Here is a 14,059-nt window from a genome sequence, read left to right on the forward strand (position 1 = left end):
CCTCGCCACAGCAAGCTCGCTCCTACACAGCCAGCATCACGCCTATTCGTTGTGGAGATTGCCGTCATGGCCAACGAACTCTATACCCGTACCAATCAGAAAATTTACTTCGCGGGTTTATCCCTGGAGGCCCTTGGCCGTGCCGAGGAAGGGAAAGAGATGAACGCCATCGCGCTGGTACAGGCGGGGCGCGAAGCGGCGTTGTTCCACCTGTACGGTGCCTTGCTGGGGCTGTGCCATGAGATCGCCGGGTTCTACCGCCTACCCCAGGCCGGTGCGCCGCGTGCAGAAATGATCATGAATCGTGAAGTGCTGGATTCCATGGCGATCCCCGAGTTGGCCGAGCTGGTGGAAATGGCCCAAAGCCCCGACAGTTGGGTGGCACGGCTGCTCAAAGCCCATGCGGATATGTTTCAACCGCCGCGTATTCCCCATGTGCCCAAAGGTGATGTCACCCAGCCGCTGATCGTCGCCGTGGCCTTGGAACAGGATGAGCCCAAGCCTTTGAGCCGTGAGGAGTTGGAAGGCTGGCGCCAGGAGCTGAAAAAGATGGCGCTGCGTTTTCGTGAAGGGCTCAACGAGTGCTGAAGGGGTTGCACTAAGCAAATGTGGAGGCTGGCTTGCCTGCGATGACGGCCTGCCAGCCGACACCTATCGATCTGATGCCCCGCGTTCAACCTGTGGCAGCTGGCTTGCCTGCGATGGCGGCCTGACAGGCGACCCTGTTATACCGAGTACATATCCATTCCTGCGGTAACGGCCACTTAGGGTTCCGCCTGACGGCGGGTCACTTTGGAAAAGCCGGAATGCCAGCGTGGTTTAACGGGGAGCCTGAGATCAAGATCAAAAGCAGATCAAAAGCTACTCGCTTCGCATCGTGGTTACCGTTGGCTGCTTTAGCCTGCAAAGTTGTATAGGTACCTATGCTGCGATAGCGGTGGGTCAGTTTGCTGGTTATTCGCTGATACTCCGCCATCGCAGGCAAGCCAGCGCCCACATAGAGACGCGTGTTCCCTAGGGCGCCATTCATCACACCGTAAACAAACCTGTCCATATCCCCTGCGAGGCTGGGTGGATGACTGATATAATCCCAGGCCTTTCGTGGAGAACAGACTTTTATGCCAACGTCCTTTCTGGAAATTGTTGAACTGCCTGACGGCCGAATCGAACTGCGCCGGGCTGAGGACGAGGGTTCTCTGGTTATTCTGGATTTCTCCGAAGACGCCAAGGTCTTCCTGCAAGGCCAGCACGTCGAAGTGGCTAAAGCCATGTTGAGCGTGGGCGTGCAGATGGCAGGTCGCCTTGCCGAAGGCGAGCCGGAGAAAGATGAAGGGCCGCGCGTTCTTCACTGAGTCCTTTGTGACGGCTGCTTCTGTGGCGCGCCATCATTACCCCAATCGAATATTCAAACTCTGTGCATCACCCGTGCGCGCAGCACTGATCAGTTGCTGCTTGGCGCTGGCATTCAGCGGGTTCAACCAGCTCACCACCGTATGGCTGCGGCCCAGGCGCAAGGCTTCGCAGGTTAGCTGCTGGGCACTTTGCGCGCCGCGTGGTTGCAGCAACAGGATACGCTCACGGTTGAGCCCAGCGTCCCGCAGCCAGGCCTGGGTGAGGCTGGCGGGCGGGGCGATCAGTGTCAGCCAGCGGGCGTCCTGATCTTCGCTCAATTCGCGCAGGATAGGTGCCAGCAGGTTCAGGCAGCTCTCAGCCGCACCGCGCAACGACAGTTCACTGAACGCCTCAGGTTCGCCGCCCCAGGGGGCTTCGACCGTTTCCTTGAGGATTGGCGCAAGGGGCTGGGCCATGAAGGCCTCGAACAGCGACAGTTGTGTATGTTGTGGGGTGTGCACGAGCTGCATGATGCCTCCTTTAGCGGCGAATGACGCCGACACTCAAGCCTTCGATCACCAGGTCCTGGTCTTTCAGGTTGACTTCGATCGGGGCAAACTCAGGGTTTTCGGCCAGGAGCCAGACCTTGCTGCCTTCGCGCTTGAAGCGTTTGACCGTGACCTCGTCGCCGATACGGGCCACGACGATCTGGCCATTGCGGGCTTCGCGGGTGGTATGCACGGCCAGCAGGTCGCCGTCGAAGATACCCACGTCCTTCATGCTCATGCCGTGCACACGCAACAGGTAGTCGGCGCGAGGGTGGAAGAAGGTCGGGTTGATGTTGCAGGATTCCTCGACGTGCTGCTGCGCCAGGATCGGCGCACCTGCGGCGACGCGACCGATGATCGGCAATGTCGACTCGTCGGCCTTGGCTTCGAAGCCAGGGATGCGAATACCTCGCGAAGCACCCGGGGTCATCTCGATCGCACCTTTGCGAGCGAGGGCCTTGAGGTGTTCCTCGGCGGCGTTCGGGGACTTGAACCCCAGTTCCAGGGCAATCTCCGCACGGGTAGGCGGGTAACCATTGTCATCAAGGCAGCGCTTGATAAAAGCCAGAATCTCAGCTTGGCGTGGCGTCAGTTTTAGCATGTTGATCGCTCTGTCTTTTTATACAGTGACTGGGATTATATACAGTGAACTGCGCTTGGCAATCATCCTTTTTAGTGGCCCCGCTGGACGGTCATCCGTCAACCGTCCTACAGAGCAGAAGCGGCGCTGCCTACACAGCTGCAAGGATGTGATTAAATAGCGACGAATCAGATGACTGACCAGCCGCAAAGCGGACCCGCAGGCTTGACAAGACACACTCTGAAACGTATGTTTCAAACAAGTGTTTGTCAGGCGGAGTAGCCATGGCCCAGTCGGAAACCGTTGAACGCATTCTCGATGCTGCCGAGCAATTGTTCGCGGAAAAAGGATTTGCTGAAACTTCATTGCGCCTGATCACCAGCAAGGCTGGGGTCAACCTGGCCGCCGTGAACTATCATTTCGGCTCGAAAAAGGCCCTGATCCAGGCGGTGTTCTCACGCTTTCTGGGTCCGTTCTGCACAAGCCTCGACCGTGAGCTGGAGCGCCGCCAGGCCAAGGCCGATCACAAGCCTAGCCTGGAAGAGCTGCTGGAAATCCTCGTGGAGCAAGCCTTGGTCGTGCAGCCTCGCAGCGGCAACGACCTGTCGATCTTCATGCGCCTGCTGGGCCTGGCGTTCAGCCAGAGCCAGGGCCACTTGCGCCGCTACCTGGAAGACATGTACGGCAAGGTGTTCCGCCGCTATATGCTGTTGGTCAACGAAGCGGCCCCGCGTATTCCACCTATCGAGCTGTTCTGGCGTGTGCATTTCATGCTCGGTGCCGCAGCTTTCAGCATGTCGGGTATCAAGGCGCTGCGGGCAATTGCCGAGACCGATTTCGGTGTGAACACGTCCATCGAGCAAGTCATGCGCCTGATGGTGCCGTTCCTTGCCGCTGGCATGCGCGCCGAAACCGGCGTCAGCGACCCGGCCATGGCCGCCGCCCAGTTGCGCCCACGCAGCAAAACCGTACCGGTCGCCGCCAAGGTTTGATCGCTGCGGGTGGGCGCGGCCGCTTGCATCCGCTAAGCTAGCCGCCATGCCGATTTCAGCTATTTCTTCGCAACCCGTCGTCCTTGCCGAGCCTGGCAAGGACGACGGGTTGTGTGCGTTATTTAAGGAAGGTTTATGACTGCTGCCCTGCAAGGTTCTTTGATGGTCGACGTCGCCGGTACCTGGCTCACGGCCGAGGATCGTCATCTGTTGCGCCAACCGGAAGTGGGCGGCCTGATTATTTTTGCGCGCAATATCGAGCACCCGCGCCAGGTTCGCGAGTTGAGCGCCGCGATTCGTGCAGTGCGCCCGGACTTGCTGTTGGCCGTGGACCAGGAGGGCGGTCGCGTGCAGCGTCTGCGCCAAGGCTTCGTGCGCCTGCCGGCCATGCGTGCGCTGGCGGATAACCCCAACGCTGAATACCTGGCCGAACAGTGCGGCTGGATCATGGCCACCGAGGTGCTGGCGGTGGGCCTGGACCTGAGTTTTGCCCCCGTGCTGGACCTCGACTACCAACGCAGCGCCGTGGTCGGTACCCGTGCTTTCGAAGGCGACCCCGAGCGCGCTGCCGTGCTCGCGGGTGCCTTTATCCGTGGCATGAACAGCGCCGGCATGGCCGCCACCGGCAAGCACTTCCCTGGCCATGGTTGGGCCGAGGCCGATTCCCACGTCGCCATTCCCAATGATGAACGCAGCCTGGAGCAGATTCGCGCCAACGACCTGGTGCCTTTCGCACGCCTGAGCAAGCAATTGGCCGCCGTGATGCCGGCGCACGTCATCTACCCGCAGGTCGATGCCCAGCCTGCTGGTTTTTCGCGCCGCTGGTTGCAGGACATCCTGCGCGGTGAGTTGCAGTTTGACGGGGTAATCTTCAGCGATGACCTGTCCATGGCCGGCGCCCATGTGGTCGGCGATGCGGCCAGCCGTATCGAAGCGGCGCTGACCGCCGGTTGTGACATGGGCTTGGTGTGCAATGACCGTGCGGCGGCCGAGCTGGCGCTCAGTGCAGCACAGCGGATGAAGGTCACGCCGTCGGCGCGGATTGCGCGTATGCGTGGGCAGGCGGTTGCCTCGACGGACTATAAGCAGGACCCGCGTTGGCTGACAGCGCTTACTGCGTTGCGTGATGCGCAGTTGATCGACTGAAAACCGAAGCGCGGCCATCGCAGGCAAGCCAGCTCCCACATTTTGATTTGTGAATACAGTCAGGTGTGGGAGCGGGCTTGCTCGCGAAGGCGGCCGAACAGTCAGCGCTTTTCTTGCTTATTGGGCAACGGCGCAAACAACGCTTCAATCTCCTCATTGCCCAACTGCCAATCCCCCGTGGTTCGCCCATCCAGCACGCCCGCAGCCAGATCGGACTTCTCCTTCTGCAAGTGCTGGATTTTCTCCTCTACCGTGCCCCGGGCAATCATCTTGTACACGAACACCGGCTTTTCCTGCCCGATGCGGTATGCACGGTCGGTGGCCTGGTTTTCCGTGGCTGGGTTCCACCAGGGGTCGTAGTGGATAACCGTGTCGGCTTCGGTCAGGTTCAAGCCCACGCCGCCAGCCTTCAGACTGATTAAAAAGATCTGCAACTTACCGCTCTGGAAATCCTTCACCGGTGTACGTCGATCCCGGGTCTGGCCGGTCAGCAGGGCGTAGGCAATGCCGCGCTTTTTCAGTTCGGCCTCGATCAGGCTCAGCATCGAGGTGAACTGTGAGAACAGCAGGATCCGGCGGCCTTCAGCAAACAGCTCGTCGAGCATGTCCATCAGGCTGTCGAGCTTGCCCGAGCTGCTGCCACGGGCGGGCAGGGTGGCGTCGTTGACAAGGCGCAAGTCGCAGCACACCTGGCGCAGTTTGAGCAGGGCTTCGAGGATGATGATCTGGCTGCGAGCCACGCCCTTGCGGGTGATCTCGTCGCGGACCTTTTTATCCATGGCCAGGCGCATGGTTTCGTACACGTCGCGCTGGGCCTCGTTGAGGTCGACCCAGTGGATGATTTCGGTTTTGGGTGGCAGTTCGGTTGCCACTTGTTCCTTGGTGCGGCGTAGCAGAAAGGGTTTGATCCGACCGTTGAGGTGCTGCAATCGCACCTCGCTGGCACGCTTTTCAATCGGCACGCGGTAATCACGGTTGAAGCTCTTCACGTCGCCCAGCCAACCCGGCAACAGGAAGTGGAACAGCGACCACAGTTCACCCAGGTGGTTTTCCAATGGCGTGCCGCTCAGGCACAGGCGCTGGCGTGCATTCAGCTCGCGTGCGGCCTGGGCCGCCTTGCTGGACGGGTTCTTGATGTACTGCGCTTCATCCAGGATCAAGACGTGCAAGGGCAGGGCGGCGAGCTGTTCAATGTCCTTGGGCAGCAGGGCGTAGGTGGTCAGCAGCAGGTCGTAGTCATTCAGGTTGGCGAAATGTTTCTTACGCCCCGCGCCATAAAGTGCCTGCACTCTCAACTGCGGGGTGAAGTGCGCGGCTTCATCCAGCCAGTTCGGGATCAGGCTGGTAGGCATCACGACCATGCACGGCCGATCAAGGCGCCCTGCGTTTTTTTCGGTGAGGATGTGCGCCAGGGTCTGCAAGGTTTTGCCCAGGCCCATGTCATCCGCAAGTATCCCACCCACCTCCAGTTGGCGCAGCGACTGCATCCAGCTCAGACCTTCCAACTGGTAGGGGCGCAAGGTCGCATTCAGGCCTTCGGGCGCCACGCAGGTGAAATCCTTGATATCGCGCAGGCGCTGGGCGAAGTTGCGGATCTTCTCGCCGCCTTCCCATTGCAGTGGCAGGTCTTCCAGCGGGTTGATGCGTATGGCGTCGGCCTTGGCCAGGCGCAGCGCGGTGGTGCCGGCTTCCTGCAGGTAAAACTCGCCGAGGGTCGCCAGCACCGGCTTCAAGCGGCCGTAGGGCAGCGCCACTTGCAGCGGGCCGTGGCCGTTGGGCAGGCCGGGGATGTTCACCAGGATCAGCTCTTCATCGCGGCGCCGCGCCAGTTTCTCCGGGTTGAGGATCTCGGTGTGGGAGCGCATCAGGTTCAGCAGGATCGGCAGCAGGCTCAAACGTTCGCCGTTGACGATGATGCCCAGCTCCAGGTCGAACCAATCGCGTTCCGGCCCTTCATCGATCGTGGCATACCAGTCATCGACGGGGCTGAGATCAAAGCCGAAGTCTTCATCGATCTGCAGCTCCCAGCCCTCGGCACGCAAAGTGGGCGACACATTGAGGGTGAAGTTCAGCCAGGCACTGTCATTGACCATTTCGAAGAGCTCGCCGGCGCTTTCCGGCAGGGCCTTGCTCTGGCGCGTGGCGATCTTGAAGCCAAGCAGGCGCAGGTGTTCGCGATAGGCCTGTTCTTGCTCGGGATGGCGCTTGATCCGCAGGCTCTGCGTCTCTTGGCGCACAATGATGTCAGCATTTTTTTGCCCGCTGACATAGTTGCCCAGGTAGTTGAACGACAACGCCGCACGGTGCTGGATATAGCGCTGCATCTTGCCGTTGCGCGGTTCGAACGCGCTGAACTCCACGCTGGCCAGCCACAGGCGTGGCACCGGTTGCACGTCGTCCATCACCACTTGCGGCAGGACCACGCGGTTTTCGAGCACCGCCTGGAGCTTCTCCAGCAGCTGCGCATCCTGAGCCGCTGCCGGGTAGGCCAGGGTTTCCTGGACCTTGAGCAGCACCGCCGCGATGTGTTTGCAGTTGGTGTGCACCGGGCACGTGCAGCGGCTGTCCACCAAGATCAGCAGGCCCTTGGCTGATTCGCGCAGTGAGATGGTTTGGCGGTAAACATTACCGCCCGAGCCTTCGCAACTGGCGGTGATGGTGCTGTCGCCGCACTCGACGATGCGCACGCGGTTCTCCAGGGCGTAGCGTCGCCCGCGCTCGAGGCTTTGCTCTTTGAAGCGATTGGCCCACGAAGGGGCCAGGGGTTTGGTCAACGACGACGTCAGGGGCATGGCGCGCAATCAGTCCTGAAGGTCGGGCGGTGGTGCGCTGGGTGGCTTGGCGGTCAGCGAGGTGATCTTGATCAGCAGCGCCAGGTGGCCGCCGTCCAGGTAGTTGAGCTGGTTGTTCTTGGTGCGCACGTCTTTCTGGCTCAAGTGTTCGCTGGCGAGCACGCTGCCGTTGCCGTCGAACTGGTTGATCCAGAAATCCGCGTCGATATCGGTAAAGCGCCCCAGTTGCAGGCTCAACACCCCTTCGATAGGGAACTGGCCGAACTGCTCCTGGCCGTCGGTGATCGCCACCTTCACCGCTTGCTCGCCCAGGTTCTGCTCCCAGGCCTTGTGGGCGAGCACCGTGTAGTTGGCGTCGGCGCGCAGCTTGTCGACGATATTGCCCAGGCGCGGCGGGTTCATCCGCTCACCCAGGCGCGGCGCGCCCGCATCCCAGTTTTCCGGGGCGGCGCGGCTGTTGATCACTGGTTCTGCATTCTGGCGCACCAGGATCATTTCCACCTGATACAGGCTGTCGGCAAAGGCCGAAGGTGCGAGTACCACCAACAACAGGCTCAAAATGCGGAACACGCGCATGGGGGCGTCCTTAAACGGATTTCGGAATGAGGCGTTCAAACAGCGCCTCCAAAGTGTTGAAGCGTTCTTCGGCGCGTTCCATCGGCACCATGAACTTGAACAGCGTAGCCCCTTCGAACTTGTAGCGGTTGGGCTGGCCCTGGATCAGCTTGATCAGCACCAACGGGTCGACCGGCGTCTGCGCTTCGAATTCGATACGCCCGCCTTGCGGCCCGGCGTCGACTTTCTTGATGCCCAACTGCTCGGCCTGCAACTTGAGCAGGGTCAGGCGCACCAGGTTCTTGGTCGGTTCCGGCAGCAGGCCGAAACGGTCGATCATCTCTACCTGCAAGTCCTTGAGGCCTTCTTCGTCGGCCGCCGAGGCAATGCGCTTGTACAGGATCAACCGTGCATGCACATCCGGCAGGTAGTCTTCGGGAATCAACGCCGGCAAGCGCAGGTTGATCTCCGGGCCGCCGCCCAAGGGTTGGTCGAGGTTCGGTTGTTCGCCTTTGCGGATGGCTTTTACCGCGCGTTCGAGCATCTCCATATACAGCGTGAAACCCACCGCCTGGATCTGCCCGCTCTGGCCGTCGCCGAGCAATTCACCGGCACCCCGGATTTCCAGGTCATTGGTGGCCAATACAAAGCCGGCCCCGAGGTCCTGGGTATTGGCGATCGCTTCCAGGCGTTTTTCCGCATCGGAAGTGATCTGCTGGCGCGGCGGTGTGAGCAGGTAGGCATAGGCCTGGTGGTGACTGCGCCCGACGCGACCGCGCAATTGGTGCAGCTGCGCCAGGCCGAACTTGTCGGCACGCTCGATGATGATGGTGTTGGCGCTCGGCACGTCGATGCCGGTCTCGATGATGGTCGAGGCGATCAGCACGTTGAAGCGCTTGTGGTAGAAGTCGCTCATCACCTGTTCGAGTTCGCGCTCGCGCATCTGCCCGTGGCCGATAGCGATACGGGCCTCAGGTACCAGTTCGGCGAGGTCGGCGGCGCATTTCTCGATGGTCTTTACGTCGTTGTGCAGGTAATACACCTGGCCGCCGCGCAGCAGTTCGCGCAGCAGGGCTTCCTTGACCGTGCTCTTGTTCTGCTCCATCACAAAGGTGCGCACCGACAAACGACGCGCCGGTGGCGTGGCGATGATCGACAGGTCGCGCATGCCCGACACCGCCATGTTCAGCGTGCGCGGAATTGGCGTGGCGGTGAGGGTGAGGATGTCGACTTCACTGCGCAGGGCCTTGAGCTGTTCTTTCTGGCGCACGCCAAAGCGGTGTTCTTCGTCGATGATCACCAGGCCCAGGTTCTTGATCTTCACATCGTCCGACAGCAGCTTGTGAGTACCGATGACGATGTCGATCTTGCCCTCGGCCAGGTCGGCAACGGCGGCGTTCACTTCCTTGGCGGACTTGAAGCGGCTCATCACCTCCACGGTCACGGGCCAGTCGGCAAAGCGGTCGCGGAAACTGTTGTAGTGCTGCTGGGCGAGCAGGGTGGTCGGCACCAGGATCGCCACCTGGCGACCGCCGTGTACCGCAATAAAGGCTGCACGCATGGCCACTTCGGTCTTGCCGAAGCCCACGTCGCCGCACACCAGGCGGTCCATCGGCTTGGGCGCGAGCATGTCGGCGCGCACCGCTTCGATGGTGGTTTGCTGGTCCGGGGTTTCTTCGAACGCGAAGCCAGCGCTGAAGGTGGCGTAATCGGCTTTGGGGTCAGCGAAGGCATAACCTTCGCGGGCAGCACGGCGGGCATAGATGTCGAGCAGTTCGGCGGCCACGTCGCGCACCTGTTCGGCGGCCTTGCGCTTGGCTTTCTGCCAGGTCTCGGAGCCCAATCGATGCAACGGCGCCAAGGCGTCGTCGCTGCCGGTGTAGCGGGCGATCAGGTGCAGGTTGGCCACCGGCACGTAGAGCTTGGCGCCCTCGGCGTATTCCAGGGTGAGGAATTCGGCGGCCTGGTTGTCGATCTCCAGGGTCTGCAGGCCCAGGTAGCGGCCCACGCCATGGTCGATATGCACCACCGGCGCGCCTTCGCGCAGCTCGGTGAGGTTCTTGATCACCGCGTCGTTGTTGGCATCGGCGCGTTTTTCCCGGCGACGGCGTTGCATCACGCGCTGGCCGAACAGCGGGCTTTCGGCGATCAAGGCCAGCGCCGGGTCATCCAACCGCAGCCCTTCGTCCAGCGGCGCGATGGTGATCGCCAGGCGCTCTTTGCTGGCGACAAAGTCAGGCCAGCTGTCGACGGTTTTCGGCCGCAACTTCAGGCGTTCCAACAGCTCTAGCAGCACTTCGCGACGCCCGGCGGATTCGGCGGTAAACAGCACGCGGCCCGGGAAGTCGCCGAGGAAGTTCGACAGCGCCTCCAGCGGTTGCGTGGCTTTGGCCTGGATCGCCAAATCGGGCAACGCGCTCGCCGGGAAACGCTCCCGGCCACTGCCGGCGTCCACGTCCTGCTGGCTGGCTACTACACGCGGCCAGTTTTTCAGGCGCGCGAAGCAGTCTTCAACTGGCAGGAACAGTTCAGCGGGCGGCAATAAAGGCCGGGATGGATCGACGCGACGTTCTTCGTAGCGGTTGCGCACATCGTTCCAGAAGTTTTCCGCCGCCTGTTCGATACCCGGCAGCGAGAACACCTGGGTGTCCTGGGGCAGGTAGTCGAAGAGGGTGGAGGTCTCGTCGAAGAACAACGGCAGGTAGTACTCGATACCGGCAGGTGTAATCCCGCTGCTCAAGTCCTGGAAGATCGGGCAGCGACGGAAATCCACATCGAAGCGCTCACGAAAGCGCGCCTTGAAGCGTGTTACCGCGTCTTTTTGCAGCGGAAACTCCCGCGCCGGCAGCAGCTTGATCGAGTCGACCTTGTCGATAGAACGCTGGTTCTCCGGGTCGAAGGTGCGCAGCGTCTCGATTTCGTCATCGAACAGGTCGATGCGGTACGGCAGCTTGCTGCCCATCGGGAACAGGTCGATCAAGGCGCCGCGCACCGCAAACTCACCGTGCTCGTACACCGTGTCGACGCAGCGGTAGCCGCTGGCTTCCAGGCGCGTGCGCATCTGCTCGACGTCGAGCTTCTGGCCCACGTCCAGCACCAGGCTGCTGCCGAGCAGGAACTTGGTCGGCGCCAGGCGGTGCAGGGCGGTGGTGATCGGCACCACCAGCACGCCGTGGGCCAGTTCCGGCAAGCGGTACAGGCTGGCGATGCGCTGGGAGATGATGTCCTGGTGCGGCGAGAACAGGTCGTAGGGCAGGGTTTCCCAGTCGGGAAAATGCAGCACCGGCAAATCCGGGGCGAAGAAGCTCAGCTCCTGCTCCAACCGTTCGGCACTTTGGCTGTCGGCGGTGAGCAGCAGGGTAAAGCGCTTGGCTGCGCTGGCAGCCTCGGCAATGGCCAGGCTCAGGGCGGCACCGGGCAGGTTGCCCCAGTGCTGTTTACCTGCCGCGGCAGGGAGTAGCGGTAGACGCAGAACGGGCACGGAAGGTTGAGCTCCAAGCGTTGCGACAAAGTCGGTAATTGTAACGGCCCCAGGTGCCGCCTGTCAGTTGCTGACTGTGCCTATTACGGTTTGTAGGAAATGTAGTGGCTAAGACAAACAATGGCGGGTTTTGACTCAATATGTAGTGCCAAAATGCGCGAATGTTTAGGAGGGTTACGGACAAGTCGGCCTGTTCGCCAAACTAGTGGCCTTCTGGAACCCGCGTGTTTCCTGGGCTGTAGCGCGGTGGTATTTTTTTGCAAGGGCTTTTTGTTGCCCTTCGCGCATTGCTCAACGCTCAGTCGGGCGACATAATGTAGCCCCTTTTTTCTGCCCCTACATGTGGAAGGTTCCCGTGACTCAGAAGCCCGACCAGTGTCTTGGTGAATGGATCGACCGTGAAGCACTCGCTGAAGCGATGATTCCGCTTATCGGTCAGCTGTACCGCAATAACAATGTGGTGAGCTCGATCTATGGCCGCAGCCTGATCAACCAGTCTGTCATCGCGATTCTCAAAGCTCACCGCTTTGCGCGCCATCGCTCCGCCGACGACAGCGAACTCTCCGTCCACGAAACATTCCCGCTGCTCAAAGCCATGAGCGAGCTCAAGCTCGGCGCGGCTTCGGTAGACCTGGGCAAGTTGGCCTACAAATTCCGCAAAGAAGGCGCTGGCCGCACCGCCGAGCAGTTCGTGCGTGAAGAAATGGCCGATGTGGTTGGCCAGCAAAACGCTGCCGCCCGTAAAGGCACCGACGTGGTGCTGTACGGCTTTGGCCGTATCGGCCGCCTGCTGGCGCGCATCCTGATCGAGAAAACCGGTGGCGGCGACGGCCTGCGCCTGCGTGCCATCGTGGTGCGCAAAGGCGCCGAGAACGACCTGACCAAGCGCGCCAGCCTGCTGCGTCGCGACTCGGTACACGGCTCGTTCAACGGCACCATCACCATTGACGAAGAAAACAACACCATCACCGCCAACGGTAACCTGATCCAGGTGATCTACGCGAAGAACCCTACCGAGGTGGATTACACCCAGTACGGCATCCAGAACGCCCTGCTGGTGGACAACACCGGCGTATGGCGTGATGCCGAGGGCCTGGGCCAGCACCTGGCTTGCCCGGGTGTTGACCGCGTTGTGCTGACCGCGCCTGGCAAAGGCAAGCTCAAGAACATCGTGCACGGCATCAACCACGCTGAAATCACCGCTGACGACAAGATCGTGTCCGCCGCGTCCTGCACCACCAACGCCATCGTGCCGGTGCTCAAGGCGGTGAATGACAAGTTCGGCATCGTTAACGGCCACGTTGAAACCGTTCACTCGTACACCAACGACCAGAACCTGATCGACAACTTCCACAAGGGCGATCGCCGTGGCCGTAGCGCCGCGTTGAACATGGTGATCACCGAGACCGGTGCTGCCACCGCTGCTGCCAAGGCCCTGCCTGAATTGGCCGGCAAGCTGACCGGTAACGCGATCCGCGTACCGACGCCGAACGTGTCGATGGCCATTCTCAACCTCAACCTTGAGAAAGCCGCCACCCGTGAAGAGATGAACGAGTACCTGCGCTACATGGCGCTGCACTCCGACCTGCATAAGCAGATCGACTTCGTCAATTCTCAGGAAGTGGTCTCCACCGACTTCGTTGGCTCGCGCCACGCCGGTGTGGTGGACGCCGAAGCGACCATCACCCAGGACAACCGTGTTGTGCTGTACGTGTGGTACGACAACGAGTTCGGCTACAGCTGCCAGGTGGTTCGCGTGATGGAAGACATGGCTGGGGTCAACCCGCCTGCGTTTCCGCGCTAAGCCTGTGCGCTGAATGAGAAAGCCCCGACTGGTTCGGGGCTTTTTTATGCCTGTGGTTTTTGTGGTGCCTGGGAAGGCCTTATCGCAGGCAAGCCAGTTCCCATAGTTGAACTGCATTTACCTGTGGGAGCTGGCTTGCCTGCGATGACGATGGAACCGTCAACGCCGCCATCACTTGAGTAGCGTGTTGCGCAAACTGCCCGACAGCCCTTTGGGCCCGAGCCAGATACCCAGGTAGGCCTTCGCTAATTCAGCGTCCGGACTGCTGAACACCACCTGGCCATTAATCTCCAGATTCAACCCGCGCCCCGGACGAAAATCCAGGGCATAGCGATCACCGCTGCGAATATCCCGAAAGCGCGCGTGCAGCCTGGCTATCTCTGGGTTCAACCCGGCATTGGCTTGCTGGCGCTCCAAGGTGACGGTGGCCGCCTTGATCACATCATCGCGATCAATGTCGCGAAAGTAATACAGCGCCAGGCGCACAGCCTTCTGCTGGTCCCAAGCCTGCTTTGCCGGCAGGTCAGCGGGTGCATACAGCGCCGCGGCATACACATCCGCCCAGAGATAGTTGAACACCGCCTGGTTTTTCAGGGCCAGCCCCGCAACCTTTGCGGGGAAGCTTGCCTGCTTGAGCCGCTGTGCATCGTTGGCGTACGCCGTGAGCGACACCATCAGCATCAAACAGAAAAATAGTTGTCGCATAATGGCTCATCCTGAATTCGGCGCTGGTTTGCGTCCTGTAGTATGGCAACACTGGCCTACGACGCGACCAAGGGTTAATGTTCGCGGCGCTCGGCCTTCTATAGACTGTGCCCCGGTTCACACA

Annotated in this window: 11 protein-coding genes; 5 read left to right on the forward strand and 6 right to left on the reverse strand. The window is 61.0% G+C overall.

What is annotated here, in order from left to right; translation table 11 throughout:
• Positions 1-66 precede the first annotated feature (66 nt).
• A complete protein-coding gene (locus AB4P90_RS08595) occupies positions 67-588 on the forward strand; it encodes a DUF6586 family protein (RefSeq protein ID WP_003189653.1) in 522 nt (173 codons plus the stop codon).
• 530 nt (positions 589-1,118) lie between these two features.
• Entirely contained in the window at positions 1,119-1,352 is a 234-nt protein-coding gene (locus tag AB4P90_RS08600; RefSeq protein ID WP_014717511.1) for a hypothetical protein, read from the forward strand.
• Between the two features lie 36 nt (positions 1,353-1,388).
• Here the strand turns inward: AB4P90_RS08600 and sulA are convergent, their stop codons facing one another.
• Both sulA and lexA read right to left on the reverse strand, forming a co-directional pair.
• Positions 1,389-1,862 carry an SOS-induced cell division inhibitor SulA gene (gene sulA, locus AB4P90_RS08605; protein ID WP_005786162.1) on the reverse strand — a complete coding sequence of 158 codons (474 nt, stop codon included), beginning with the start codon at positions 1,860-1,862 and terminating at the stop codon, positions 1,389-1,391.
• A 10-nt stretch (positions 1,863-1,872) separates the two neighbouring features.
• Positions 1,873-2,481 (reverse strand): transcriptional repressor LexA, encoded by a 609-nt coding sequence (gene lexA / locus AB4P90_RS08610; RefSeq protein WP_003172575.1) that lies wholly within the window; start codon positions 2,479-2,481, stop codon positions 1,873-1,875.
• A 263-nt stretch (positions 2,482-2,744) separates the two neighbouring features.
• Here lexA and AB4P90_RS08615 point away from each other — a divergent pair, with 263 nt between their 5' ends.
• Positions 2,745-3,452, forward strand: coding sequence for a TetR/AcrR family transcriptional regulator (locus AB4P90_RS08615; RefSeq protein WP_014717512.1), 708 nt, complete (start codon positions 2,745-2,747; stop codon positions 3,450-3,452).
• A gap of 135 nt (positions 3,453-3,587) precedes the next feature.
• Entirely contained in the window at positions 3,588-4,598 is a 1,011-nt protein-coding gene (nagZ, locus tag AB4P90_RS08620) for a beta-N-acetylhexosaminidase (RefSeq protein WP_019818244.1), read from the forward strand.
• A 101-nt stretch (positions 4,599-4,699) separates the two neighbouring features.
• Here nagZ and AB4P90_RS08625 read toward each other — a convergent pair whose 3' ends face one another.
• Genes AB4P90_RS08625 through mfd form a run of 3 tightly spaced genes read right to left on the reverse strand, consistent with a single transcriptional unit; the run spans position 4,700 to position 11,426 of the window.
• A complete protein-coding gene (locus tag AB4P90_RS08625) occupies positions 4,700-7,390 on the reverse strand; it encodes a DEAD/DEAH box helicase (RefSeq protein WP_395605805.1) in 2,691 nt (896 codons plus the stop codon).
• Positions 7,391-7,399: 9 nt separating this feature from the next.
• Positions 7,400-7,966 (reverse strand): CsiV family protein, encoded by a 567-nt coding sequence (locus tag AB4P90_RS08630; protein WP_395605806.1) that lies wholly within the window; start codon positions 7,964-7,966, stop codon positions 7,400-7,402.
• Positions 7,967-7,976: 10 nt separating this feature from the next.
• A complete protein-coding gene (gene mfd, locus AB4P90_RS08635; RefSeq protein ID WP_003189666.1) occupies positions 7,977-11,426 on the reverse strand; it encodes a transcription-repair coupling factor in 3,450 nt (1,149 codons plus the stop codon).
• A gap of 340 nt (positions 11,427-11,766) precedes the next feature.
• Here mfd and AB4P90_RS08640 point away from each other — a divergent pair, with 340 nt between their 5' ends.
• Positions 11,767-13,230 carry a glyceraldehyde-3-phosphate dehydrogenase gene (locus AB4P90_RS08640; RefSeq protein WP_032873405.1) on the forward strand — a complete coding sequence of 488 codons (1,464 nt, stop codon included), beginning with the start codon at positions 11,767-11,769 and terminating at the stop codon, positions 13,228-13,230.
• Positions 13,231-13,401: 171 nt separating this feature from the next.
• On the opposite strand, the gene AB4P90_RS08645 is transcribed toward AB4P90_RS08640, so the two are convergent.
• The gene (locus tag AB4P90_RS08645) at positions 13,402-13,935 is read right to left on the reverse strand and encodes a chalcone isomerase family protein (RefSeq protein ID WP_201915468.1); all 534 of its coding nucleotides are present in this window, start codon (positions 13,933-13,935) and stop codon (positions 13,402-13,404) included.
• Positions 13,936-14,059: the final 124 nt, after the last annotated feature.

This window comes from Pseudomonas sp. B16120, from assembly GCF_044218845.1.
Taxonomy (GTDB): Bacteria; Pseudomonadota; Gammaproteobacteria; order Pseudomonadales; family Pseudomonadaceae; genus Aquipseudomonas; species Aquipseudomonas paracarnis.